This window comes from Streptomyces sp. NPDC014623, from assembly GCF_043088245.1.
Taxonomy (GTDB): domain Bacteria; phylum Actinomycetota; class Actinomycetes; order Streptomycetales; family Streptomycetaceae; genus Streptomyces.
Window position 1 is genome coordinate 773,250 of the sequence record NZ_JBIBZU010000001.1, and the last position, 23,005, is coordinate 796,254.

General features: G+C 72.3%; 28 protein-coding genes and 1 pseudogene. 9 read left to right on the top strand and 20 right to left on the bottom strand.

Translation table 11 applies throughout. The features are described 5' to 3' along the window. Positions 1-117 precede the first annotated feature (117 nt). Together ACF1FZ_RS03725 and ACF1FZ_RS03730 are read left to right on the top strand one after the other, a co-directional pair. Positions 118-1,185, top strand: coding sequence for an NlpC/P60 family protein (locus ACF1FZ_RS03725; protein ID WP_391771707.1), 1,068 nt, complete (start codon positions 118-120; stop codon positions 1,183-1,185). 312 nt (positions 1,186-1,497) lie between these two features. Further along, positions 1,498-2,847, top strand: a complete 1,350-nt coding sequence (locus ACF1FZ_RS03730) for a PP2C family protein-serine/threonine phosphatase (RefSeq protein ID WP_391771708.1) — start codon at positions 1,498-1,500, stop codon at positions 2,845-2,847. Here ACF1FZ_RS03730 and ACF1FZ_RS03735 read toward each other — a convergent pair. The 3 genes from ACF1FZ_RS03735 to ACF1FZ_RS03745 all read right to left on the bottom strand — a co-directional run bounded on the left by ACF1FZ_RS03735 (position 2,829) and on the right by ACF1FZ_RS03745 (position 4,464). Beyond that, positions 2,829-3,161 carry a DUF2516 family protein gene (locus tag ACF1FZ_RS03735; protein WP_391771709.1) on the bottom strand — a complete coding sequence of 111 codons (333 nt, stop codon included), beginning with the start codon at positions 3,159-3,161 and terminating at the stop codon, positions 2,829-2,831. The two genes, ACF1FZ_RS03730 and ACF1FZ_RS03735, sit on opposite strands and share 19 nt — an antisense overlap. 117 nt (positions 3,162-3,278) lie before the next feature. Then, a complete protein-coding gene (locus tag ACF1FZ_RS03740; RefSeq protein ID WP_391771710.1) occupies positions 3,279-3,938 on the bottom strand; it encodes a hypothetical protein in 660 nt (219 codons plus the stop codon). A 28-nt stretch (positions 3,939-3,966) separates the two neighbouring features. Continuing rightward, positions 3,967-4,464: a helix-turn-helix domain-containing protein gene (locus tag ACF1FZ_RS03745; protein ID WP_391771711.1), complete on the bottom strand. Its 498-nt coding sequence runs from the start codon at positions 4,462-4,464 to the stop codon at positions 3,967-3,969. Positions 4,465-4,611: 147 nt separating this feature from the next. Here ACF1FZ_RS03745 and ACF1FZ_RS03750 point away from each other — a divergent pair. From ACF1FZ_RS03750 to ACF1FZ_RS03760, 3 genes and pseudogenes are all read left to right on the top strand, one after another. Beyond that, positions 4,612-5,052: pseudogene (locus ACF1FZ_RS03750) on the top strand (ATP-binding protein); the annotation flags it as partial. 156 nt (positions 5,053-5,208) lie between these two features. Continuing rightward, positions 5,209-5,802 (top strand): DinB family protein, encoded by a 594-nt coding sequence (locus ACF1FZ_RS03755; RefSeq protein WP_391771813.1) that lies wholly within the window; start codon positions 5,209-5,211, stop codon positions 5,800-5,802. A 413-nt stretch (positions 5,803-6,215) separates the two neighbouring features. Next, positions 6,216-7,148 (top strand): GNAT family N-acetyltransferase, encoded by a 933-nt coding sequence (locus ACF1FZ_RS03760; RefSeq protein WP_391771712.1) that lies wholly within the window; start codon positions 6,216-6,218, stop codon positions 7,146-7,148. A gap of 348 nt (positions 7,149-7,496) precedes the next feature. Here ACF1FZ_RS03760 and ACF1FZ_RS03765 read toward each other — a convergent pair whose 3' ends face one another. After that, the gene (locus ACF1FZ_RS03765; RefSeq protein WP_391771713.1) at positions 7,497-8,129 is read right to left on the bottom strand and encodes a TetR/AcrR family transcriptional regulator; all 633 of its coding nucleotides are present in this window, start codon (positions 8,127-8,129) and stop codon (positions 7,497-7,499) included. After that, positions 8,126-8,899: a TetR/AcrR family transcriptional regulator gene (locus ACF1FZ_RS03770; RefSeq protein WP_391771714.1), complete on the bottom strand. Its 774-nt coding sequence runs from the start codon at positions 8,897-8,899 to the stop codon at positions 8,126-8,128. Before ACF1FZ_RS03770 ends, ACF1FZ_RS03765 begins: the two co-directional genes overlap by 4 nt. A 96-nt stretch (positions 8,900-8,995) precedes the next feature. Here ACF1FZ_RS03770 and ACF1FZ_RS03775 point away from each other — a divergent pair, with 96 nt between their 5' ends. Both ACF1FZ_RS03775 and ACF1FZ_RS03780 read left to right on the top strand, forming a co-directional pair. Then, on the top strand, positions 8,996-9,958 hold the full coding sequence (locus ACF1FZ_RS03775) for an ATP-binding cassette domain-containing protein (RefSeq protein ID WP_391771715.1): 963 nt from the start codon (positions 8,996-8,998) through the stop codon (positions 9,956-9,958). Beyond that, complete coding sequence (locus ACF1FZ_RS03780; protein WP_391771716.1) at positions 9,951-10,724, top strand: ABC transporter permease; 774 nt, start codon at positions 9,951-9,953, stop codon at positions 10,722-10,724. The genes ACF1FZ_RS03775 and ACF1FZ_RS03780 overlap by 8 nt, the downstream gene beginning before the upstream one ends. 4 nt (positions 10,725-10,728) lie before the next feature. Here the strand turns inward: ACF1FZ_RS03780 and ACF1FZ_RS03785 are convergent, their stop codons facing one another. The 3 genes from ACF1FZ_RS03785 to ACF1FZ_RS03795 form a co-directional block, all read right to left on the bottom strand. Continuing rightward, entirely contained in the window at positions 10,729-11,985 is a 1,257-nt protein-coding gene (locus ACF1FZ_RS03785) for a GNAT family N-acetyltransferase (RefSeq protein ID WP_391771717.1), read from the bottom strand. Positions 11,986-12,067: 82 nt separating this feature from the next. Next, positions 12,068-13,039: an asparaginase gene (locus ACF1FZ_RS03790; RefSeq protein WP_391771718.1), complete on the bottom strand. Its 972-nt coding sequence runs from the start codon at positions 13,037-13,039 to the stop codon at positions 12,068-12,070. Between the two features lie 53 nt (positions 13,040-13,092). Further along, positions 13,093-13,767 carry an ABC transporter substrate-binding protein gene (locus ACF1FZ_RS03795; protein ID WP_391771719.1) on the bottom strand — a complete coding sequence of 225 codons (675 nt, stop codon included), beginning with the start codon at positions 13,765-13,767 and terminating at the stop codon, positions 13,093-13,095. A 115-nt stretch (positions 13,768-13,882) separates the two neighbouring features. Between ACF1FZ_RS03795 and dtd the strand changes: the two genes are divergently transcribed. Beyond that, the gene (gene dtd / locus ACF1FZ_RS03800) at positions 13,883-14,332 is read left to right on the top strand and encodes a D-aminoacyl-tRNA deacylase (protein ID WP_391771720.1); all 450 of its coding nucleotides are present in this window, start codon (positions 13,883-13,885) and stop codon (positions 14,330-14,332) included. A 28-nt stretch (positions 14,333-14,360) separates the two neighbouring features. Here dtd and ACF1FZ_RS03805 read toward each other — a convergent pair whose 3' ends face one another. Genes ACF1FZ_RS03805 through ACF1FZ_RS03820 form a run of 4 tightly spaced genes read right to left on the bottom strand, consistent with a single transcriptional unit; the run spans position 14,361 to position 16,684 of the window. After that, positions 14,361-15,326: a YgfZ/GcvT domain-containing protein gene (locus tag ACF1FZ_RS03805; RefSeq protein WP_391771721.1), complete on the bottom strand. Its 966-nt coding sequence runs from the start codon at positions 15,324-15,326 to the stop codon at positions 14,361-14,363. Positions 15,327-15,356: 30 nt separating this feature from the next. Then, entirely contained in the window at positions 15,357-15,827 is a 471-nt protein-coding gene (locus ACF1FZ_RS03810) for a Fur family transcriptional regulator (protein WP_391771722.1), read from the bottom strand. 27 nt (positions 15,828-15,854) lie between these two features. Beyond that, positions 15,855-16,079: a hypothetical protein gene (locus ACF1FZ_RS03815; protein ID WP_391771723.1), complete on the bottom strand. Its 225-nt coding sequence runs from the start codon at positions 16,077-16,079 to the stop codon at positions 15,855-15,857. Positions 16,080-16,111: 32 nt separating this feature from the next. Beyond that, a complete protein-coding gene (locus ACF1FZ_RS03820; protein WP_391771724.1) occupies positions 16,112-16,684 on the bottom strand; it encodes an FABP family protein in 573 nt (190 codons plus the stop codon). Positions 16,685-17,018: 334 nt separating this feature from the next. Between ACF1FZ_RS03820 and ACF1FZ_RS03825 the strand changes: the two genes are divergently transcribed. Continuing rightward, on the top strand, positions 17,019-17,381 hold the full coding sequence (locus ACF1FZ_RS03825; protein ID WP_391771725.1) for a DsrE family protein: 363 nt from the start codon (positions 17,019-17,021) through the stop codon (positions 17,379-17,381). Between the two features lie 20 nt (positions 17,382-17,401). Here the strand turns inward: ACF1FZ_RS03825 and ACF1FZ_RS03830 are convergent, their stop codons facing one another. The 8 genes from ACF1FZ_RS03830 to ACF1FZ_RS03865 form a co-directional block, all read right to left on the bottom strand. Next, a complete protein-coding gene (locus tag ACF1FZ_RS03830) occupies positions 17,402-17,731 on the bottom strand; it encodes a DUF3099 domain-containing protein (protein ID WP_391771726.1) in 330 nt (109 codons plus the stop codon). Positions 17,732-17,875: 144 nt separating this feature from the next. Further along, on the bottom strand, positions 17,876-18,163 hold the full coding sequence (locus ACF1FZ_RS03835; RefSeq protein ID WP_014154938.1) for a DUF1416 domain-containing protein: 288 nt from the start codon (positions 18,161-18,163) through the stop codon (positions 17,876-17,878). A 48-nt stretch (positions 18,164-18,211) separates the two neighbouring features. Beyond that, on the bottom strand, positions 18,212-19,051 hold the full coding sequence (locus ACF1FZ_RS03840; RefSeq protein ID WP_391771727.1) for a sulfurtransferase: 840 nt from the start codon (positions 19,049-19,051) through the stop codon (positions 18,212-18,214). Positions 19,052-19,201: 150 nt separating this feature from the next. After that, entirely contained in the window at positions 19,202-19,282 is an 81-nt protein-coding gene (locus ACF1FZ_RS03845; protein ID WP_350751515.1) for an Ms5788A family Cys-rich leader peptide, read from the bottom strand. 277 nt (positions 19,283-19,559) lie between these two features. Beyond that, the gene (locus ACF1FZ_RS03850) at positions 19,560-20,255 is read right to left on the bottom strand and encodes a DUF2993 domain-containing protein (protein WP_391771728.1); all 696 of its coding nucleotides are present in this window, start codon (positions 20,253-20,255) and stop codon (positions 19,560-19,562) included. Positions 20,256-20,406: 151 nt separating this feature from the next. Then, positions 20,407-21,705 carry a hypothetical protein gene (locus ACF1FZ_RS03855; RefSeq protein WP_391771729.1) on the bottom strand — a complete coding sequence of 433 codons (1,299 nt, stop codon included), beginning with the start codon at positions 21,703-21,705 and terminating at the stop codon, positions 20,407-20,409. A 10-nt stretch (positions 21,706-21,715) separates the two neighbouring features. Further along, positions 21,716-21,970, bottom strand: coding sequence for a MoaD/ThiS family protein (locus tag ACF1FZ_RS03860; protein WP_391771814.1), 255 nt, complete (start codon positions 21,968-21,970; stop codon positions 21,716-21,718). A gap of 41 nt (positions 21,971-22,011) precedes the next feature. Further along, the gene (locus ACF1FZ_RS03865) at positions 22,012-22,974 is read right to left on the bottom strand and encodes an alpha/beta hydrolase (RefSeq protein WP_391771730.1); all 963 of its coding nucleotides are present in this window, start codon (positions 22,972-22,974) and stop codon (positions 22,012-22,014) included. Positions 22,975-23,005 lie beyond the last annotated feature (31 nt).

The window sequence follows — 23,005 nt, forward strand, 5'->3', positions numbered from 1 at the left end:
ACCTCTGTTGCTTTACCGGACACCGTGGCACGATCGCGTCGTCACCTGAACGTTACTGACGGTAAGTCAGATGTGAGCGATACGGCTTTCGTTGCCTTTCGCCCGGAGGGGGAGCTCGTGAACCGACGCCACTGCGCCACTGCCGCGATCACTCTGGTCTGCGCGCTGTCCCTGCTGACCGCGCCGGTCCAGGCCATGGCTGCCCCGGTACCCGAGCCCGGGCCGGCAGCCACCGCTTCCGCGGCCGCGAAGAAAAGCCTCGAGGAAGTGCGCGAGGAGATCGACACCCTTTACCGCAAGGCCGGGGCGGCCACTGACGCGTACAACCTCGCCGAGGAGCAGGCCGAGAAGCAGTCCGGCGAGATCGCCCGGCTGACCAAGGCGATCGCCGACGGACGGGCGAAGATCGCCGAGCTGAAGGACAGGGCGGGTGCCCAGGCCCGCGAGCAGTACCGCAACGGCGGGCTCCCCCGGGGCGCGCATCTGGTACTGAGCGGCGATCCGGACCTCTTCCTGGCCGGCGTCAACCAGGCCAGGACGAGCCAGCAGGCCACCAAGGGCATGCTGACCGAACTCAAGCAGTCCCAGGAGGACCTGGAGACGTACACCAAGGACGCGAGTCTCAACTGGAAGAAGATCGAGACCAACCGCGTCAAGCAGGCCAAGGCCAGGAAGAGCATCAACGCGCAGATCGCGGCGGCCGAGAAGCTGGAATCGCAGCTCGCGAAGGAGGAGCAGGCCGGACTCCTCGAGCTGGAACGGAACGCCGCGTCCACGGCGCAGGCCGCCTGGCTCTCCTCCGGCGCGCTCAAGGACATCAACCGCGAGGCGAGCCCCGCCGGCAAGCAGGCCCTGGCCTTCGCGACCGCCCAGATGGGCAAGCCGTACGTATGGGGGGCCGAGGGTCCCGGCTCGTACGACTGCTCGGGGCTGACCTCACAGGCCTGGGCGGCGGCGAAGCAGCCGATCCCCCGGACCTCGCAGGAGCAGTGGCGGCAGCTGCCCCGCGTCCCCCTCCAGGACATGCGTCCCGGCGATCTGATCATTTACCACGGTGACGCCAGCCATGTGGGGATGTACGTCGGGGGCGGCTCGATCGTGCACGCCCCCCGGCCCGGCCGGGACGTCACGCTGGCGGGCGCGGGCACCATGCAGATCCTGGGTGTGGTCCGGCCCGACAAGTAGGCACCGGGGGCACGGCGGCCGGCAGGGGGCGGGCGGCACGTGACGCACGCCGCTCCCCGCGCCCGCGGACGCCTCGGCCCATGTGCGCGGTGCGTGTCCGGCGCGTGATGTTCGTCATGGCCTCATGTCCGTTTCGTGCGTGCTCATGGCGCCGGATCCATGGCGGGAAGCGGCTTATGGCCGTGCCCGTGACGGAAGATGACCGCCGGGCACCGTTCCGTTCCCCTGCCGCGGCCCGCTATCGTCCCCGTCGGCGGATCGTCGATCGTCGGTCCGCCGCGCCCTCGGGGGGAGGGAAGGAAACCCGAACCGATGCCCGTACCCGTACCGCAGCAACGTGCCGTTCCCGCTGCGGAGACCACTCATGGCGCCGACCTCACACTCCTGGTGATCGAGGACGATCCTGCGGGCACCTTCGCCGTCCCCGAGCTGTCGTCCACCCCGGGGGCACGGGTCCGCGTCCGTACCGCCCGCAACCTCACCGAGGCCGGCCGGCTGCTCACCGACGGCGTCGACTGCATCCTGCTCGACCTCGACCTGGAGGCGGCCGCACTGCCCACCGCGGCGCGCACCGACGGCCGCGAGGACGGGACCGGCCGGCCGGACGAGCTCGCCGCCCTCAAGTACATCCTGCGCATCGCGCCGCGCCACGCCGTCCTCGCGCTCACCGCGGGGGACGACGCCGAGCGGGCCGCCGAGGCCGTACGGGTGGGGGCCCAGGACTATCTCTTCCGCGACGAGCTCGACGGACGCCTCCTCAGCCGCGCCATCCGGTACGCCGTGGAGCGCAAGCGTGCGGACATCGCCCAGCACCAGCTGACCGAGTCCCGGCTGCGCGCCCAGGAGAACGCCCGGCTGGAGCGCGGGCTGCTGCCCACGCCGCTCCTCGACGGTTCCGACCTCGCCTTCGCCGCCCACTACCGGCCGGGGCGCAGCCGCGCCCTGCTCGGCGGGGACTTCTACGACACGGTCCGCACGCCCGACGGCACGGTCCACGCGATGATCGGCGACGTCTGCGGGCACGGCCCGGACGAGGCGGCGCTCGGCGTCGAGCTGCGTATCGCCTGGCGGGCGCTCACGCTCGCCGGGCTCTGCGGCGACGCTCTGCTCTCCACGCTGCAGCAGGTCCTGGAGCACGAACGGCAGAGCGAGGAGATCTTCGCGACGCTCTGCACCGTCGACATCGCCCCCGACGGCCGCCGCGCGGGCCTGTGCATCGCGGGTCACCCCGCGCCGCTGATCGCCCGCCAGGGGCGGGCGGCACACCTGCTCCCGTACGAGGACGGCGGCCCGGCCCTCGGCCTGCTGCCGCACGCCCGCTGGCCGCGGCGACAGGTCGAGCTGGGTGGCTCCTGGAGCCTGATGATGTACACCGACGGGCTGATCGAGGGACGCGTCGGGCAGACGGGGAACCAGCGGCTGGGGCAGGACGGCATGGTCGCGATGGTCAACGGCCGGCTGGACCAGGGGCTCGGCGGCGAGGCCCTGCTGGAGGCCGCGGTCACCCAGGTGCAGGAGCTGAACGGCGGCGAACTGACCGACGACGTGGCGGTCCTGCTGCTGGAGCGCGACGAGGCCCGGACACGCCGGAGGGGCGGGAGCGCCTCGCGCTCCCGCCCCGGGGCCGTCCCGTCGGCGGGCGCTCAGCGCCCGCCGTTGTAGGGGCCGTACGGTCCGTCGCTGCTGGAGCCTCCGCGACGGCCGCCGCCCGATACGGCCTTGATCGCCGGCCGGACGTCCACCATGAAGACGATGGACGCGATGACGCCCGCGATCTGCAGGAACAGGATCGGGATGACGAGGTTCACGAAGACGGTGGCGCCGAGGATGATCAGCCAGAAGGACTTCTTCTGCTTGTCCGCGGCCCGGTAGGCGTCCTCGCGCGCCGTCACGGCGAACACCAGCGCGACCACGGCCAGGACGAGCATGGCCAGGTACAGCAGCTGGAGGAACGAGCCGAATGCTTCGAGCAACACGGTGAGCACCGCCTAGTCAGTGGATGAGCGCCTCGCGGCCAAGGTACCGGGACAACGACCCGGGCACCCTCAAAGGTGCCCGGCCCGTTCTTCCGGTACTCCTGGAACCGCTTCCGCCTACTTCGCGGAGGGCGGGGGGGTCTTCTTCGCCGCGGGCTTGCGCACGGGCGCCGTCTTCTTCGGCGCCGCGGCGGGTGCGGCCTTGGACTCGGCGGCCTTCGGCGCGGGCTTCTTCGCGGCGGGGGACACCGGCTTCGCGGAGGTCGCCGGCTCGGCGGGGGCCGCCGATGCCGCCTCGGACTTCTGCTTCGGCACGGACTTCGGCTCCGCCTCGATGACGGCGGCGATCTCGACGATCTCGTCGGCCGTCTCCCCACGCCACGTCCGCACGGTCTGCTCTCCGCGCTCGGCGACCTTCTCATAGGTCTCCCGGGCCCGGACGGCGTACTCGGCGGCCACACCCACGCTCCGCAGGGCCAGGTCCTGGGCGGTCTCGCCCCACTTCTTCAGGTCGGTGTCCAGCGCCCCGAAGACCTCGGTCACCTTCGCCTGCACGGTGGCCTGGGCCTCCCTGGCCTGCGTGGCGACCCGCTCCTGCACGGCCTTCGGGTCGGTGTTGCGCACCGCCTCGAGCCGCTCGGGCGTCTCGGCCCGCAGCTGCTCGATCAGAGCCGGGACCTTGCGTGCCTGCTCCACGGCGAGGTCGGCCGTGCCGGCGGCGAAGTAGAGGGGGGTGGGGTCGGTGAGGGTCTTGCGCAGGTCATCGGTGATGGCCATGACTGTGGTCCTCCCGGATCATCAGAAGTCAGTTCGCTGGTGGGTCTGCATCACTGCCGCCGGCGGTGCGGGGGCCGCGGGCACCGCTCGCGTCATCGGTGCCGCTTTCCGTCCCGGCATCGATTCCGCTCTCCGCACCGGCGGCACCGTGGGCCTCGGCGCCGGTGTCGGGCGCGACATCGGATCCGTTCTCCCGGCGGAAGGAGTCGTAGATCTGCAGCAGCACGCTCTTCTGCCGCTCGTTGATCGACGGGTCGGCCAGTATGACCGCCCGCGTCTCCAGCTCCTCCCGCTCCCGCTCGTCGAGGATCCCGGCCCGCACGTAGAGCGTCTCGGCCGAGATCCGCAGGGCCTTGGCGACCTGCTGCAGCACCTCGGCACTCGGCTTGCGCAGGCCGCGCTCGATCTGGCTGAGATACGGATTGGACACCCCCGCGGCGTCGGCGAGCTGCCGCAGGGAGAGCTGCGCGGTACGCCGCTGCTCGCGCAGGTACTCGCCGAGATTGCCGACGTTGAGTGATGCCATGCCTTGATACTGCACCCGCCTCGCTAACTATTGCAAGCGCATGCTTGCAAAAGTGTTCCGTGTCATGTCACCACGCCGTACCGGGCCCCCGCTGCGCCCGCCGCCCACGGCCCGCGTGGCGCCGGCAGGACGACGACCGGCGCGCTCGTGCGGCGGCTGATCCCGGATACGCGGGTGTTCGACGCCGAAAAGGCCGGCGAGACGCTCATGGACATCACGCCGGCGCCGCCCTGGGCGGGCGGCTTCCAGGACCGGCCGCCGTGGCGGCCCCTCGTGGTCGAGACCCCCCCACGTGCCCGACCACACCGGCGGCACCCTGGTGATGCCCATGACCGTCCTGGTCGGGCGGTACTGGCACGAGATCGGCGCGGGCCTCGCCCGGCACGGGATCCCGGTGCGGCACTTCGTCCTCCACGCCGACCAGGACACCCTCCGCGGCCGCATCGAAGGGGACCTCGTCCTCGGCCCTCCGCGTTCCGCCTCCAGTACCTCGAGCCCTACGCCGAGGCGGCGCGCACCTGGCTGCACGACGCGGCCGAGGTGATCGACACGACGAACCTCACCCCGGCCCGAGCCGCAGAGGGCATCGTGATCTCCACCGCGGGCCGACCCCCGGCCGGCGGGACGCCGAGGACACCCGAACCGGGCAAAGGCCACGACCGGCGTCCGTGGCCTCCCCGCGGCCCCGGGCAGGTCCCGCGACGGACTTCCGTGGGGCGGCACCGGCGGGGCAGGGTGGGCGGCATGACCGCACCTGACGCCAAGGCCGACCTCCACTTCTCCCTGCAGTCGGCCCGCGACGCACTGCTCTGGAAGCTCGAAGGACTCTCCGAGTACGACGCACGACGCCCCCTGACACCGACCGGCACCAACCTCCTGGGCCTGGTCAAGCACGTAGCGAGTGTGGAACTGGGCTACCTCGGCGACACGTTCGGGCGGCCGTCCGGCGAACCGCTGCCGTGGATCGAGGACGGGGCCGAGCCCAACGCGGACATGTGGGCCACCGCCGACGAGTCCCGCGAGCAGGTCGTGGCGCTCTACCACCGGGCCTGGGCCCACGCGGACGCGACGCTCGACGCGCTGCCGCTGGACACGGTCGGCACGGTGCCGTGGTGGCCGAGCCACCGGGCGGAGGTGACCCTGCACCATGCCGTGGTGCGCGTGATCGGCGACACGCACCGGCACGCCGGGCACGCCGACATCGTCCGGGAACTCATCGACGGTGCCGCGGGGATGAGCAAGGGCAACGACAGCGTCCCGCCGGGTGACGCCGCGTGGTGGGCGGACCACCGGAACCGGCTGGAGCGTGTCGCCCGCGAGGCGGACCGGGACGCGTGATGCCGGCACGCCTGCGGCCGCCCCGGAGAACGGTCCCGCGGACGCCGCGGGCCTGCCGGAGTACACGAACACCGTGTGCGGCGTGCTGCGCGGGCCTCCGCGCGCGCCGGCCCCGGCCGAGCACTTCCCGGCAGGCAGGCCGGTCGTCCCGTTCGTCCTCCTGGTACGGATACGAGGCCGGGACCGGCCGGCGCCAGGCCGGACCCGAACCGGCCGAGCGGGCCGGCCCCCCGCTCGACGGCCCGGCCGGTCCGGCCGGGCCCGGTGCCCTCGCCCTGCTGCCCGCACGGCCCGTCGTCGTACCTCTCCATGGAGAGGTACGACGACGGGCCGCCGCTCCGGGAATTCCGGCCGAAGTGAGCACACGGCCGGTCCCGGTCCACGAAGGTCCGTCCTCTGACTAAGGTCAGAGGATGGACGACATCCGCCGGGTGCGGCAGTTCAACCGCATCGTCACCGAACGCGTGGGCGTGCTCCACGACCAGTACCTGGGCAGCGGGCGGCCCGTGGGCGAGGCACGGCTGCTCTGGGAGACCGGGGAGCAGGGCCAGGACGTACGCGTACTGCGTGAGCGCCTCGGTCTCGACTCCGGCTACGTCAGCCGTCTGCTGCGCGTCCTGGAGGCCGACGGCCTCGTCACCGTCGAACCGCATCCCGCGGACGGAAGGGTGCGCACCGTGCGCCTCACCGACGCCGGTCGCACGGAGCGCCGTGCCCTCGACAGCCGCAGCGACGCACTGGCCCGTTCCCTGCTGGAGCCGCTCGACGCGGACCGGCGGGCCCGGCTGCTCGCCTCCATGACCGAGGTCTCCCGCCTGCTGACGGCCTCGGCTGTCACGCTGGAAGCCGTCGACCCGGATCACCCCGACGCCCAGCACTGCCTGCACGGCTACTTCACCGAACTGCAGGACCGCTTCGACACGGGTTTCGACCCCGCCCGCAGTCTCCTCCCCGACGCGGGCGGACTCCGCCCCCCACGGGGTGTGTTCCTGGTGGCCCGGCTGCACGGGGAGCCGGCCGGCTGCGCGGGGCTGAAGCTGCCGGCCGATGCCCCGGCCGAGATCAAACGCATGTGGGTCGCCCCCCACGCCAGAGGCCTCGGCCTCGCCCGCCGTTTCCTGTCCGAACTGGAGACCCGGGCGGCCGCACTCGGCCGGGACGTACTGCGTCTGGACACCAACAGGGCGCTCGACGCCGCGATCGGGTTGTACCGTTCCACCGGCTTCCAGGAGGTGCCCGCCTTCAACGACGAGCCGTACGCGCACCACTGGTTCGAGAAGCGGATCGGCAAAGAGCCCCCGCCCCTCCCGCACGAGGCCACCGGCCCCGGGGCGCCGGCCCCGTGAGTGGCCCCCTGCCGCTTCTCGTGCCCGCGGGCGCCCTCGCCGACCGGGGCGCGAGGAGAGGGGCCGGGAGCCGGGCGGAGCGCTCGCGACGGCGCCGTTCCGCGCGGACGAGGCCGTGGCCGTCCTGGGGCTCACGGATCTCGCCGGCCACGTGGCCGGCGGCGCCGTCGGAGGAGTCGCCGAGCCGGATCCCGCCCCCCTACCGGATCGCAGCCGCACGGGCCGGGGTGCCGACGGACCGGTGCCTCTTCGTGGACGGCAGCCTGGAGAACGCCGAGGCGGCCGTCGCCCTCGGCATGACCGGCGTGCATGTCCGCCAACCGGCCGGACTGCACGGGCCGTTCGGCCTCATCCGGGCAGAGGCATGGGCAGCCCGTTCTCCAGCTGCACGAAGGCGAGGCCGGCCGCGGCCACCGCGTCCCCGTACACCTGGCCGGCGCTCTCCCCCGCGTCGATCCGCCGCCAGTTCTCCTCGGCCAGGACGCGCAGTACGGCGATGATCTGGCCCGCAGCGAGCCGCACCGCCACCGGGGCACCGGGGTCGAGGGCGCGCGCGAGGGCGGCTTCCGAACGGCCCTGGTAGGCGTACAGGCGGGCGACGAGCGACGGGGTGCCGTAGAGCAGCCGGTGGAAGGCCAGCACCTGCGGGTTGTCGCAGAGCCCGGTCACCGGGTCGCGGCGGTCCAGCCCGTCCAGGAAGTGGTGGCGCAGCGCGTCCAGGGGCGAGGTGCCGTCCGGCCGGCCGGAGACGACACGGGCCGCCTCGTCCTCGTGGTCGGCGAACCGGTGCAGGACCAGGTCCTCCTTGGCCGGGAAGTACCGGAACAGTGTCGGCTTCGAGATGCCGGCGGCCGCCGCCACCTCGGCCACCGAGACCTTGTCGAAGCCCCGTTCGAGGAACATCGAGATCGCGGCCTCGGAGACCGCCTCGTAGGTCAGCTGCTTCTTGCGCTCACGCAGGCTGATCCTCCCGGCACTCATGACGGCGTGCCCTTCCTGATGAGCGCCTCGACCCCGTCGAGCACCCGCTCGAGACCGAACACGAACTCGTAGTCGGCCTCGTCCGGCTCGTTCATGACGCCGGAGGCCAGCAGCCTGGACAGCGCCGGGTGGCGGACGGGATCGACGAGCCGCGTCACCGTCCGCTCCCACTGCGCCATCACCTCCTGGGGCGAGAGGCCCTTCGCCTCGACGGCGGCGGCGAGATCGCTCATGAGCAGGGCCTCGTTCCGTACGAACCCCCCGACGAAGAGGATGACGGAGATCTTGTCGCCCTCGCCCAGACCGCTGTCCTCCAGCGCCTGGAGGCCCTGCTCCCACCAGGCGACCGAATGAGGACTGGCCGGCGGACCCGAGATCGGGATGCGCAGGGACCACAGGTTGCGGTGGAACACCCGTCGCTGGGCCCACGCCCACTGACTCAGCGCCTCCCGCCAGCCGGCCCCCTCCTCCAGCGCCGGCAGGGGCTCAGGGGCACCCATGGCCGCCTCCTGCATGAGGACGTACAGCTCCTCCTTGGCCGAGACATAGCGGTAGAGCGACATCGTGGAGACGCCGAGTTCCTTGGCGACCCGCCCCATCGAGACGGCCGAGAGCCCTTCCGACGCGGCCACCGACACGGCCGCGGCCACGATGCGGTCCAGCGTCAGACCGGGCTTCGGTCCCTTGACCGGGCGGTCGCGAAGCCCCCACGCGGCCTCGATGCTGGCCGGCAGGCCCGTCCCACCCGACGCGCTGCTGTTCTCCGTCACCCGAAGCCGCCTTCCCCAGTACTGGCTTGCCACCATCCTAGGTTTGCGTAATGCTTACGCAGTAACGCGTATGACATACGCAGAAGGGGGACCGCCATGACCACGTCCGTGAACGACGTCATGATCGAGGCGCACGGCCTCACCAAGTCCTACGGAAAACCGGCGGTCCGGGTCCTGGACGGCGTCGGCCTCCAGGTCGCCCGCGCCGGGATCCACGCCCTGCTCGGCCCCAACGGCGCGGGCAAGACCACGACCGTGCGGATCCTCGCCACTCTGACCACCGCCGACTCCGGCACGGCACGCGTCGCCGGGCACGACGTCGTCACCGCCCGGCGCCAGGTCCGCCGCGCCATCAGCCTGACCGGGCAGTTCGCCGCTGTCGACGAGACCCTGACCGGCGAGGAGAACCTGCGGATGATGGCGCGGCTGTCCGGCCTGACCCGCGACCGGGCCCGGCACCGCGCCGGGGAACTCCTCGACCGCTTCGGCCTCACCGACGCGGCCCGCCGCCAGGTCCGTACGTACTCCGGGGGGATGCGGCGCCGCCTGGACCTGGCGGCGGGCCTGGTCGGCTCGCCCGAGCCCGGCGTCCTCTTCCTCGACGAGCCCACCACGGGCCTCGACCCGCGCAGCCGCCGCGAGCTCTGGCAGGTGGTCCGCGACCTCGCCGGCCGGGGCGCCGCGGTGCTGCTCACCACGCAGTACCTGGAGGAGGCCGATCAGCTCGCCGACCGTGTCAGCGTCCTCGCCAAGGGCCGCATCGTCGCCGAGGGGACCCCTCAGGCCCTGAAATCACGCGTCTCCGGACACCGCCTGGACCTCGTCCTCAGCAGCCGCGAGGCATACCTCCGGCTCGCCACCCGCGCCGTCCACCACTCCCCCGAGACCCTCACCCTGGGCATCCCCACGGACGGCACCGCCGTCCACGCCCGCGCACTGCTCGACGAGATCGACCCGCACCGCACCGACGTCGAACGCCTCTCCGTGCACAGCGCGACCCTCGACGACGTGTTCCTCGCCCTCACCGCCGAGAAGACGGAGACACCGGCCCATGTCTGACACATCCCGAGCCCTGACCCACGCCACGGTCATGACCGGCCGCAGCCTGCTCATCAGCCGCCGCAACATCGACGCCGTCATCACGGCGATGATGCTGCCGATCATGCTGATGCTGATCTTCGTCTACTTCTTCGGCGGCGCGATCGACACGGGAACCGCCTACGACTCCTACGTCATGTACGTGGTCCCCGGCGTCCTGTTCCTGTGCGCCGGCTTCGGATCGGCCACCACAGCGGTGGCGGTGAGCGAGGACATGAAGGGCGGCATCATCGACCGCTTCCGCTCCCTGGACATCGGCGCGATGCCGATCCTGGCCGGCCATGTCGCGGCGAGCACGGTGCGCAATCTGGTCTCCACCACGCTGGTGTTCGCCGTCGCCCTGCTCATCGGATTCCGCCCCGCCGCCACCCCCGCCGGCTGGCTCACCCTCGCCGCCGTACTGCTCGCCTACATCGTGGCCCTGTCCTGGATCTCGGCGGCGATGGGCCTGCTCGCCCGGACGCCGGAGGCAGCCGGGGGATTCACCTTCTTCATGTCGTTCCTGCCCTACCCGAGCAGCGCGTTCGTCCCGGTCGACAGCATGCCCGGCTGGCTCCAGGGTTTCGCCGACCACCAGCCGGTCACCCCGGCCATCGAGTCCCTGCGCGGTCTCCTCCTGGACCAGCCGGTGGGCAACGCCCCGTGGACCGCGCTCGCCTGGGCGGCCGGGATCCTGCTGGTGGCCGCGGCCCTGTCGGGTGTGCTCTTCAGGACCCGGACGCGGTGACGCCTCAGAACACGTCCGGGCACCACGCCCGCCGTGGCGTCCGGAACATCAGGTCCGCCCGCGCAACCGCGCCCGCCCGGTGCTCGTCGAGCCGGCCCAGCGCGGCCAGCCGCACCGGCGACTCGTCACCGAGATGGAGCGTGCTCAGTTCCGCCACGCCCAGTGTGAGGTCGGCGTCCCGGGTCGTGGGGACGCAGGAGGCACCGGACGGTGAGACCTCCAGCAGGAAACGGCCGCCCGCCAGGCCCGCGGTGTCCCGGACGTCCAGGACCAGCGCGCCCTCGGTCGCGTACGTCCGTGCCTCCAGGGCCCGGGGGACGTCCAGGAGGCGGAGCCACAGCCAGTCCGCCTGGGTCACGACGCGGGCGGCACGCGGGTCCGGGAGGAGGAGCGGGAGCACGTCGTCGGGCGCGCGGTAGCCCGAGCGGACCGTGGTGATCCAGTCGACGGAGCAGACGAACCGCCACAGCGCGCGTTCCGCCGCCGGGGTCACGGCGGTCATGCCGGCCACCGTCGCCTTGTTGAGCGGCTGCTTCCCGTCACCCCAGTGGTCGTCGGCGCGGTAGGTGATCAGCCCGTCCGTCTCCCCGGCCGACGACCGGTACACCGCGTGGAACGGCTCCGTCCACGTCTCGGACGCCGGGACGTCCACCCCGGTGCTGCGCTGCCACCAGCGCTCGCTCCGGGAGACCACGCCGTGCTGCCGGGCCGCGAGACGGCTGTGGAGCTCCGGACCCAGCTTGCGCACATCCGCTCCGTCCACCAGTTCGATCCGGCCGCCGTCCGCCTCGGAGGGCACCGGGGCGCGCGGGTCCAGGCCGGCCCGGGGGACGTCGATCTCCCACTCCACGGTCCAGGTCGCCGGTCCGAAGCCGTACCGCCCGTAGATCGGGTACTCCGCGGCGATCAGCGAGGCGACCACGTCGCCCCGCTCCTTCGCCGCCGCCAGATCCCTGGCCATCATCCTGCTGAGGAGCCCGCGACGGCGGTGCGTGGGTGACACCGTCACGGCGGTGACCGCGTCGGCCGGCACCGTGGCTCCCCCGACGACGGTCAGGTCCTGCGCGAACGACCGGAAGGTGGCCACACAGCGCCCGGCGTCGAACACCCCCTGGACACGGGTGGGATCGATATGAGCCAGGCGCACCGCGATCTCTTCCTCCGGCGGTGGTGAGGCCGACGCCCGGAGGAACCCGGTCTCCGCGGCGCGCAGCCAGTCGGGGTATTCGGCCGAGCAGACGGTACGCGGATCCAGACTCATACCCCCACGCTAGGCACGGGGCTCAGGAACTGTCGCGCGGTTTTCCAGCCGCACCGGCACGGGCCCGGCGGCCCGCCGTCGCTCAGAACGCCGCCCGGACCTCACCCACCACCGCGTCGCCGCCCGTCAGCGGCGCGCGCCCGATGCGGGACACCACCGGAGCGTCGACGCCCAGCAGTTCGAGGGAGCGGGCCAGCACCGGGCCCAGGGCGCGGGTGGCACCGTCGTCGATCTTGAAGGCCAGGGCCCTGCCGTCCGGGAGGGCCACCGCCTGGACCGCCTCCGCGCCCATCTTGGAGAGCACCCCCGGCACCTCCCGCATCAGCCAGGTGTCCGGCCGGCGCGTGCCCGCGACGTACTCCGGGTGCGCCCGCATCGCGTCCGCGACCCGGCGTTCCGCCGTGCCCGGCTCCGCGAGCACGAACGCCCGGAACGCGCGGGCCAGGCCCACCAGCCCGACAGCCATCAACGGGGCCCCGCAGCCGTCCGTGCCGAGCGCCGCGACGGGCTCGCCCGCCGCCTCCGCGACGACCTCGCCCACCAGCCGCTGGAGGGGGTGGGCCGGGTCGAGGTAGGACGCCGTGTCCCATCCGTTGCGTACGCAGACGGCGAGCATCGCCGCGTGCTTGCCGGAGCAGTTCATGGTGAGCGGCTCCCGCACGCCTCCGGCCGCGAGGTACGCCTCCGCCTCGACCGGGTCCAGCGGAAGGTCGGGCGGCGTCTGCAGATCGGCGGGCTTCAGCCCGTGCTCGGCGAGCATCGTGCGGACCAGGGCGAGGTGGAAGTCCTCACCCGAGTGGCTCGCCGCGGCCAGTGCCAGCCGCTCCCCCGAGAGGTCCAGCCCGGCCCGCAGGATCGCGGCGGCCTGCATGGGCTTGTTGGACGAGCGCGGGAAGACCGGGGCCGCCGGGTCTCCGAGCGCGCGCTCGACGCTCCCGTCCGCGGCCAGGACGACCAGCGACCCCCTGTGGTGGCCCTCGGTGAAGCCGGAGCGTACGACCTCGGCCAGGACCGGGGGAACGGACGGTGAGGACGGGGCTATGGAGGACGTCATGCTGGCGGATGGCCTTCCGGGGGCGGGGGTGACCCGCCCCCGGAAGGGTCGCTTCAGGCGAGCAGGTCCTCTACTTGTGCTTCCCCGTCACGGTACCTGCGGGCGATCTCCGCGCTGCAATCGTCCACGGTCCGCTGGAGCCGGTGACGGCGCCTGGACACCTGCTGCTCGTAGCGGACGAGCCGCCCCATCGCGGTGAGGAGCTCCTGGTCCGTCCGGGCGTCGAGGTCCGAGAGCTCGACCTCCGCGAACGTGTCGGCCGCGAGCTGCCGGTACTCGTCGCTGCGCGGCGTGGTGAGGGTGACGTGCCGCGCCGAGGAACGGTGGACGGACGGGGTGTCGGCGAGGATCTCCGAGAGCCGGTCCACCACGGGCGACTCGGGGCCCGCCCGGCGGGCGAGCTCGGCCCGCAGGATGTCGATCCGGCCCTGGACGAGACGGCGTACGTAACTGAGGTCCGCCTCGTCGCGCTGGGCGTCACGGCGCAGGGTGCGGAGCTCCGGCAGCCGCAGCCCGCCGAATTCGGGCAGGGGGCGTACGGACGCCAGGCCTTCGACCGCACCGCCCCCGGCCTGTCCGGGCACGGACACCGCTCCGGGCAGATGTACGGGCGGGGTGGGCGGCTGACCGGGCGCAGCGACGGCCCGCTGCAGCGGAGGCCGCAGGTCGGCGGTCGTGCGCGTCCCTGGTACGGCCCTGGGTGATGGCCCGGTTCCGTGCGTCGTCATGATGTTCCGTCCCCTCGACCGGTGCGTCGGCACACCGACATCGTGCATGGTGCCACTACGCACGGTGCCGATGCAGGTGCTCTGTACCCGTTCGGCCCAAGATAGGTTGGTCTGTATGCGTGCAGTGATACAGAGAGTGGACGGCGCGAGCGTCACCGTGGCGGGCGCCACGGACGACGCGCCGGGGACCGGTACGGTCGGCGAGATCGTCGGCGAGGGGCTGTGTGTGCTGGTGGGGGTCACTCACGGCGACACCGCGGAGAAGGCGGCGCAGCTCGCCCGCAAGCTGTGGACCCTGCGCGTCCTCGAGGGCGAGAAGTCCTGCTCGGACGTGAACGCCCCGCTGCTGGTCATCTCGCAATTTACTCTTTACGGGGACGCCAGGAAGGGCCGCAGGCCCACGTGGAACGCCGCCGCGCCGGGCGAGGTCGCCGAGCCGCTGGTCGACGAGGTGGTGGCACAGCTGCGCGCGCTCGGCGCCCAGGTGGAGACGGGCCGGTTCGGAGCGGACATGCGGGTCTCGCTCACGAACCACGGCCCGTTCACCGTACTGGTCGAGGTGTAGCGACGCCGCCTCCCGTGCACCGGTCGTCCTACGGCTCGACGATCGTCTCCTGGGCCGCCGCGGTGTCACCCGCGAGCAGTTCCGCGTCCACGGCGACGTTCCGCTTCACCAGCGCCAGGGCGATGGGGCCCAGCTCGTGGTGGCGGGCCGAGGTGGTGACGAAACCGAGCTGCCGGCCCTCCGCCCCGTCGGCGGCGAGCCGGACCGGCGTCCCGTGGCCGGGCAGATGGACCTCGCTGCCGTCCAGGTGCAGGAAGACGAGCCGGCGCGGCGGCTTCCCCAGGTTGTGGACACGGGCGACCGTCTCCTGTCCCCGGTAGCAGCCCTTCTGGAGGTGCACGGCGCTGCCGATCCAGCCCAGCTCGTGCGGGATGGTGCGGTGGTCGGTCTCGAAGCCCAGGCGCGGGCGGTGCGCCTCGACGCGCAGCGCCTCGTACGCCAGGATCCCGGCCACCGGGCCGTGCGCGGCGGCGTACGCCTCCAGGCCGGCCCGGGGCAGGAAGAGGTCACGGCCGTGCGCCGTCTCCCGGACGGCGACACCGTCCGGGACCGGGGCGATGGAACCTGCCGGCAGGTGCACGACGGCGAAGTCCTCGGTGCGGTCGGCGACCTCGACCCGGTAGAAGAACTTCATCGACTCCAGATACGCGACCAGCTCGGCCCGGGTCTCCGGCTCGGCGTGCATCCACACCGTCGCGCCGTCGTCGACCAGGTAGAGGGCGTGTTCGATGTGCCCGTTGGCGGAGAGGATCAGCGCCTCGGTCGCCCGGTTCGGTGCGAGGTCGCTGACGTGCTGGGTGAGCAGCAGGTGCAGCCAGGTCAGCCGGTCGTCGCCGGAGACCGTGACGACCCCGCGGTGCGAGAGGTCGACGAGGCCGCTGCCGTCGGCGAGGGCGCGTTGCTCACGGAACAGGTCGCCGTAGTGCGCGGCGACGCCTTCGTCGCGCCCCTCGGCGGGGACGGCGCCGGGCAGGGACAGCAGGGGGCTCTTCATGCGACCAGCGTACGGCCCGCGGGGCCCGGCCTACCGGGCGCCGCCCGGCCCCTCCGGCGGTCCTGCCTCCGCCGCCTCCGCCTTCTTCGCCGTGCAGTCGGCGCAGCGTCCGAAGATCGCGAAGTGCTTCATGTCGGTCTCGAAGCCGAACGTGCCCCGCAGTTTCGCCGTGAAGTCCGCGACGACGTCGACATCGGCCTCGATGACCTCCGTGCAGTCCCGGCAGACGAGGTGGATGTGGTGGTGGCGGTCCGCCAGGTGGTACGTCGGGGCGCCGTGCCCGAGGTGGGCATGACTGACCAGCCCGAGCTCCTCCAGGAGCTCCAGGGTCCGGTAGACGGTGGAGATGTTCACACCCGACGCCGTCTTCCGCACCTCACAGAGGATGTCGTCGGGCGTCGCGTGCTCCAGCGTGTCGACGGCCTCCAGGACGAGCTGACGCTGAGGCGTCAGCCGGTAGCCACGCTGCCGAAGATCGGTCTTCCAGTCGGTGCTCACCACAGCCCCCAGTGTAGGGCGGAGCCGGGCTCACTCCGGGGACACCGGCAGCTGCCCGCTCATCAACAGGCCGGCGACGGACTCGCGGAGCAGCCCGGTCGTGCGCGCGATCTCCTCGTGCACCCGGATCTTCTCGTCCAACGCGCCGACGGTGACCGACCGGATGGCGCTTCCGGCGGAGTGGCCCTTCATCCAGGCCACGGCGCCGGGGCCGGCGAGGAAGGCGGTCAGGTAGGGGTGCGAAAGCCCCGGCACCGGGACGGGTGCCGGGGCTGGGGCCGGGCGGGCTACTTGAAGAACGCGATGCCGTCGTCGGGCATGTCCCCGAGGCTCTTCGCCATCGCGGCGACCTCTTCCGGGGTGACGACCTTCTTCAGGTGCGCCGACATGTACGGCCGCAGCTCCACGTCGGGGGTGGCCTTCTCGCCGACCCACATCAGGTCGCTGTTCACGTAGCCGTAGAGGCGCTTGCCACCGCTGTACGGGCCGGAGGCGGCGGTGCGGGCCACCGCGTCGGTGACGATGTCGATCTGCGGCTTCTGCTTGGCCAGTTCGCCGTACCAGACCTCGACGATGCCCTGGTCTCGGACCATGACGATCTCGACCTTGCGGTCCTTGTCGATGCGCCAGTAGCCGGACTCGGACTCCAGCGGCTTGACCTGCTTGCCGTCGGCGTCCAGCACCCAGGAGTGCGAGACGTACTCGAGGAAGTCGCGGCCGTCGTGGCTGAAGGTCACTTCCTGGCCGAAGTTGCACTTCTCGGCGCCGGGGAAGTCGGAGACGCCCGCACCCGCCCAGTTGCCGAGGAGGAAGGCCAGCGGCACGAGGTCCGGGTGGAGGTCGGACGGAATCTCGATCATGAGCGGCTCAGACGATCTGTGAGGGTGTACGGGAGGTGTTCGGCGAGGGTCAGCGCTGGCCCTGGTACAGCTTCTTCACGGTCACGGCGGCGAAGGCGAGCACGCCGACGCAGACCAGGACCAGCAGGGCGGAGAAGAAAGCCTCAAGCACGGGAGCTCCTCGGGACGAACGAATGACGGCAGCAGACGGCCGGGCCCCCAGCCTAATGGGTGGGGGCCCGGCGCGGCGGCCCGGGGCTTCCCCGGGTGCGGCCGGTCCGGCCCGGAGGACGGTCCGCAGGATGACGGTCCGGTGATCCGGAGGGTCGTCCGGCCGGGGATTACAGTTCGGTCCATGCCGAAGAAGCTCGTGATCAAGGTGACCGCCGGAGCCGATGCCCCCGAGCGCTGCTCGCAGGCGTTCACCGTGGCGGCCGTGGCCGTCGCCAGCGGGGTCGAGGTCTCGCTGTGGCTGACCGGCGAGTCCGCCTGGTTCGCCCTGCCGGGACGCGCCGCCGAATTCGACCTGCCGCACGCGGCGCCGCTGCCCGATCTGATCGACTCGATCCTGGCGGGTGGCGGGATCACGCTCTGCACCCAGTGCGCGGCGCGTCGCGACATCACGGAGAAGGACGTCCTGGCGGGCGTGCGGATCGCCGGCGCCCAGGTGTTCGTGCAGGAGGCCATGGCGGACGGCGCCCAGGCCCTCGTCTACTGATCCGGAGACCCGGGCGAGAGCTACCGACGGCGGTTCCTGCCGTCGAGCTCGTCCCACCACGCGTCCGACGTCGGGTCGCCCGTGGGCTTCTCCCAGGGTGAGCCGGACCGGGGGGCCCGGGGCCGGGGACCGCCGCGCCGGTCGCCCGGGGGGCCCTCGTCCCACCAGCGGTCCTCAGGCCCCCGGCGGTTGGCGACGACCGCCGCGACGGGCGGTATGACCATGGCGGCCACGCACATCGCCACGGCCGCCGGGACGGACCACAGACGCACGAAGGCCCAGGCCGAGACGAAGAGGAAGAGGCATCCGCCCATCATCAGGAAATAGGCGCGCCTGCGCCGGGCGTACATGAGTCCAGCGTAGGACCCGCCGGGGCGGAAGCGCATGCGGACGGCACGAGGAGCCGCGCGGAACGGCACGGAGGGCCGCACCCCTGTCCAGGTGGCGGTCCAACCCCCTGGGGTGCGGCCCTCCGGCCGGTCCGTGTGCGTGACCTACACGGCGATGGCGACCTCGGCGAGACCGCCGGTCTGCGCCACGACCGTACGGTCGGCGGTGCCGCCCGGAACCAGGGCGCGGAGCGTCCAGGTGCCCTCGGCCGCGTAGAAGCGGAACTGTCCGGTCGCCGAGGTCGGTACCTCGGCGGTGAACTCACCGGTCGAGTCCAGCAGCCGGACGTAGCCGGTGACGGGCTCGCCGTCGCGGGTCACGCTGCCCTGGATGGTCGTCTCGCCCGGCTTGATCGTCGAAGCGTCGGGGCCGCCGGCCTGTGCTCCACACATGGTGTTCTGTCCTTCGGGTCGGGGTCCTGCTGATCGGGTCCTGCGGAATTACTTGTTGGCGCCGAGCTCGATCGGCACGCCCACGAGGGAGCCGTACTCGGTCCACGAACCGTCGTAGTTCTTGACGTTCTCCTGGCCGAGCAGCTCGTGCAGCACGAACCAGGTGAGCGCGGAGCGCTCACCGATGCGGCAGTACGCAATGGTGTCCTTGGACAGGTCCACCTGCTCGGCCTCGTAGAGCGCCTTGAGCTCGTCGTCCGACTTGAACGTGCCGTCGTCGTTGGCGTTCTTCGACCACGGGATGTTGCGGGCGCTCGGCACGTGGCCGGGGCGCTGCGACTGCTCCTGCGGGAGGTGCGCCGGGGCGAGCAGCTTGCCGCTGAACTCGTCGGGCGAACGCACGTCGACGAGGTTCTGGGAACCGATGGCGGCCACGACGTCGTCGCGGTAGGCGCGGATCGACTCGTCCTGGGCCTTGGCCTTGTACTGGGTGGCCGGGCGCGTCGGGACGGCGTCGGTCAGGTCGCGGGAGTCGAGCTCCCACTTCTTGCGGCCGCCGTCGAGCAGCTTCACGTTCTCGTGGCCGTACAGCTTGAAGTACCAGTAGGCGTACGAGGCGAACCAGTTGTTGTTGCCGCCGTAGAGGACGACCAGCGTGTCGTTGCCGATGCCCTTCTCGGACAGGAGCTTCTCGAAGCCGGCCTGGTCGACGAAGTCACGGCGGACCGGGTCCTGGAGGTCCTTGGTCCAGTCGATCCGGATCGCGTTCCTGATGTGGTTCTTCTCGTACGCCGAGGTGTCCTCGTCGACCTCGACGATGGCGACCTGCGGGTCGTCGATGTGGGCCTCGACCCAGTCGGCGTCGACCAGAACGTCTGCGCGGCTCATGTGTTTCTCCTCCGGGGCAGTCTGCGGCGGGGTGGTGCGATGTGCTGGGTGCGGGACGTACGCGCAGGTGCTCGGCGCGGAACGCGTACGGAAGGCACGGGTTCGGCCCTGATCTCGTCGAAGGGCCGGGGAAACGGGAGGGGGTCCCGCTCAGAAGGGGCGACAGAGCATGGCGGCGACGCGGCACAGGTCTACTGCCCGCCGCTTCGTGAGGTCCGCCTGTCGCTTCATGCAACCGATCGTAGGGAAGTGCGGGCGGAGATGTCACCGTCGTGTCGAATGATGAGACAGGATCGTCTGCCATGCGAGACGGACGAACGGTCACGGCCCCCGTCACGCGGGAGGCGGAAGCCTTCGCCACGCGGTCATCTGCGGAGCGGACGCGCCCGTCTCATTATGTGGATCGACCGCCGGTCGGCCTCCGGGAGCGCCTGCCCGGCCTTCCGGGGGTCATCCGTGGCCACCCGGCCGGCCTTCCGGGGTCATCCGTGGCCACCCGGCCGTGCCGTCATCCCGCCAGCCGGATGTCGGCGCCCCTCATCGATATCTCCAGGCCGCCCGGCGCCACCTCGATCTTCTCGAGCTCCAGGCCCTCGGGCAGCCCGCCGATCGCACGCTCGAAGTCGGTCTTCTTCCTGACCAGGTCCTCCAGGCCGGGAATGCCCTCGCCCGGGACCTCGTCGGCGCGCACCCTGACGGTGTCCCCGTCCACCAGGGTGACGGTGGAGAGCACGCTGCGCGTGACGGTCTGTTCCAGCAACGGGATCCGGACGGATCCGGTGACCTTGACCTTGCCGTCGCCGCCGTAGGCGACCGTGACGCCCTCGTCGGCGGCCTCGGTGAGAGCCGCGTACGAGATGACGGCCGTCCCGGTGGCCCGGGAGGCCGTCGCACTGGTGTAGCCGGCGCCCAGCGTCACCTGCCGCAGCTGGGCCTGGATCTCGCTGATCCGGATGGCCCGCCCGGCCGCGCTGGCGCGGATGTCCTTGACCGTGACGTCGACCCGGTCGAACTCCGACCCGGCGACCTGTGTCAGGAAGGGGAAACCCTTGATCGAGACCTCGGTCGACGCGGATTCGGCGCCGCCGAAAGTGACCCGCTCCTCGGCCTCCGACTCCGCGAAATACACGGCGGCGCGGTCCACGGCGACGAAGACGCCGCCCAGCACCACGGCGATGATCAGCAGAATTCGCAGTGCTCGCATGCCTGTTGTTCCCCCACTCGGACCGGCCGGACCCTGACGCGTGAGCCTACTGCCGCTGCGCGGTACGCCCGGAGTGATCGACGAGCGGAAGGCCCGGCAGGTTCCCCGGAGCCGGGGGACGGGTGGGGGAAGGTCAGGGACGCCCGTGATCTCAGGCGATCACACGGCCGATCAGGTAGACGGCCGGAGCCGCGGCCGTGAGGGGCAGTGCCACCCCCGCCGTCATGTGCACGAAGCGGGACGGGTAGTCGTAGCTCGCGACCCGCAGTCCGATCAGCGCGCAGCCGCCGGCCGCGAATCCGAGGAACGGGGCCTGCATGTCGAGGCTGCCGAAGCCGACGAACCCTCCGGCGGCCAGACCCGCGCCCGTCGACGCCAGCAGCGCCACGACCGCCGAGACCGGCCCGGGCAGCGGCAGGGCCCTCACGAGCGTGGCCACGGCGACCGCGATGCCGCCCACCGTCACCGCGTCCGGGACGGCCGCCAGGTGCCCGGCGGCCAGCACCGCGAGCGCGGCCGATGCGACGGTGGCCGTCAGGCCGTACATCCGTTCGTCGGCTCCGGCACGGCTGCGCAGTTGGAGGACGAGGGTGAGCAGCACCCAGACGCCGAGCGTGCCGAGGATGGCAGCCGGGGCGTTGCCCCGGCCCACCGCGAGCAGCACGGCGTCGGCCGCGACACCGCCGGCGAACGCGAGCGCGATGCCCTGCCTGGCCGGCCACATGCCGTTGAGCCGGAACCACCCGGCGGCCGTCACGGCCTGGAGCAGCACCAGAGGCACGAGCAAGGCGTAGGGCCCGGCCGCCGCACCGAGGGCGAGGAGCAGTCCGAGTCCCGCGGTGATCGCGGCGGGCTGCATCCCCGGCGCGATGATCGGCGAACGCCCCTCGGCGCGGGCTCGCTGGGCGTCGGTGATCCGGCTGTTGCCCAGGGTGGTGGGCGCGCTGTATTCGGGACCGGCGGAGGCAGCCGGCGGCCCCGCCGGGGCCACGACCGGATCCGGGCCCACGGCCGGGACCTCGGGCGGCAGCGGGCGGGCACCCGGGGCACCGCCCTGCCCGGAGGCGGGCACGGCACGGTGCTGCGGCTGGATCGTGGGCTGGTACCGGGTGTCCCAGGTCTGCCCCTGCCACGTCTGGGCCTCCCCCTGGCCACCGGGGACCTGGGACCCGCCCTGCTCCGGGTACACGGCGGGCTCCGGGTACACGGCGGGCGGCTGCTGCTGCCCGTACGACGGCGGCTGCCCGTACGACGGCGGCTGGACCTGCTGGTCCTGCTGACCGAACGCCGGGCCGTACGGCTGCTGCTGCCCGTACGCCGACGGCTGCTGATCCCGTTGCTGCCCGTGCCCGTACGCCGACTGCTCGTCCTGCTGCGGCCCGTACGCCGGGTCGTAGGCCCGCTGCCCGTGTCCCGGGTCGTACGGATACTGCTGATCACTGTTGCTCATGGTCTGCGGTTCATCCTCCTGCGAACGGCGGGAGCACCTCGACCGTGCCGCCCTCGGCAAGCCGTACGGTCTCATGACCACGGGTCCCCACAGGATTCCCGTCGATCAGGAACGAGCATCGGAGCAGTACGCGCGCCAGCTCACCGGGGTGCCGTTCACGCACCCCGTCGAGCGCCTCGGCGAGTGTCTCCGCCGAGTACGGCTCCTCCGCGGTCCCCGCTGCGGCCTTGGCCGCGGCCCAGTAGCGGATCGTCCCCGCTGCCATGGCGGCACCCCTTTCGTCGTACGTCAGCTGTCCATCATGGATCACGCCGTCTCCGCCCAGTCGGCGATACGGGCCAGCAGCCCCTCGTCCGCCGCGTTCTCCGCGTGGCCCATGCCCTGTTCCAGCCAGAGCTCAGCTCCGTCCGGCGCGGCTCCTGCCAGCATCCGCGGGTGGTCGACGGGGAAGTACGGGTCACGGTCGCCGTGCACGATCAGCAGGGGCACGGTGATCAGCGGCACGGCCTCCACCGGCGAGAGCGGCACGGGGTCCCAGTCCTCACGGTGGATCCGGGTGCGGAAGCCGTAGCGGCCGACGAGCCGGCCCGCGGGGCGGGTGACGACCCAGTGGAGGCGGCGCATCGGGGCCGTGCCCCGGTAGTACCAGCGGGCCGGCGCGCTCACGGAGACGACCGCGTCCGCCCAGGCCTCCACCCGCGCTTCCACCTGCCCTCCTGAACGCGCCCCCGCACATTCCGTGCGCCCCTCGTGCGCCTCAATGCGCCGCACAACCCGTTCGGCCCCCGCCGCCCCGGATTTCCCGGCCGGGGGCCTCCCGGCTTCCGGCGCCGCATACAGAGCGGCGTGCCGGAGCACCACGGAACCGCCCATCGAGAAGCCGGCCGTGACGACCCGCCGGTGTCCCAGCGACCGCGCCCAGGCGACCGCGGCCGCCAGGTCCAGCACCTCGCGGTCGCCCACGGTGGAGCGTCCACCGGACCTTCCGTGCCCCCGGAAGGAGAACGTGATCACGGCCGCACGCCGGGCGAACACCCCAGCGGCCCGCAGCAGCGCCGGCCGGTCGGCCGCGCCGGTGAACCCGTGCGCGAGGACCACGGCGGTCTCCCCGGGCGCACCGGCTCCGGCGGTCCCGGCACCCGCCGTACACGGGGTGTACACCGCCTCGATACGGACCCCGTCACCGGTCAGCAACGTGGTGCGACGGGGCACGGGCGTGATCGAGGGAACAGAAGAACTCGGGAAACAGCCCTCGGACACAGAACTCATGTGGGCTATTCTGCTGCGAAGAGGATCCGGG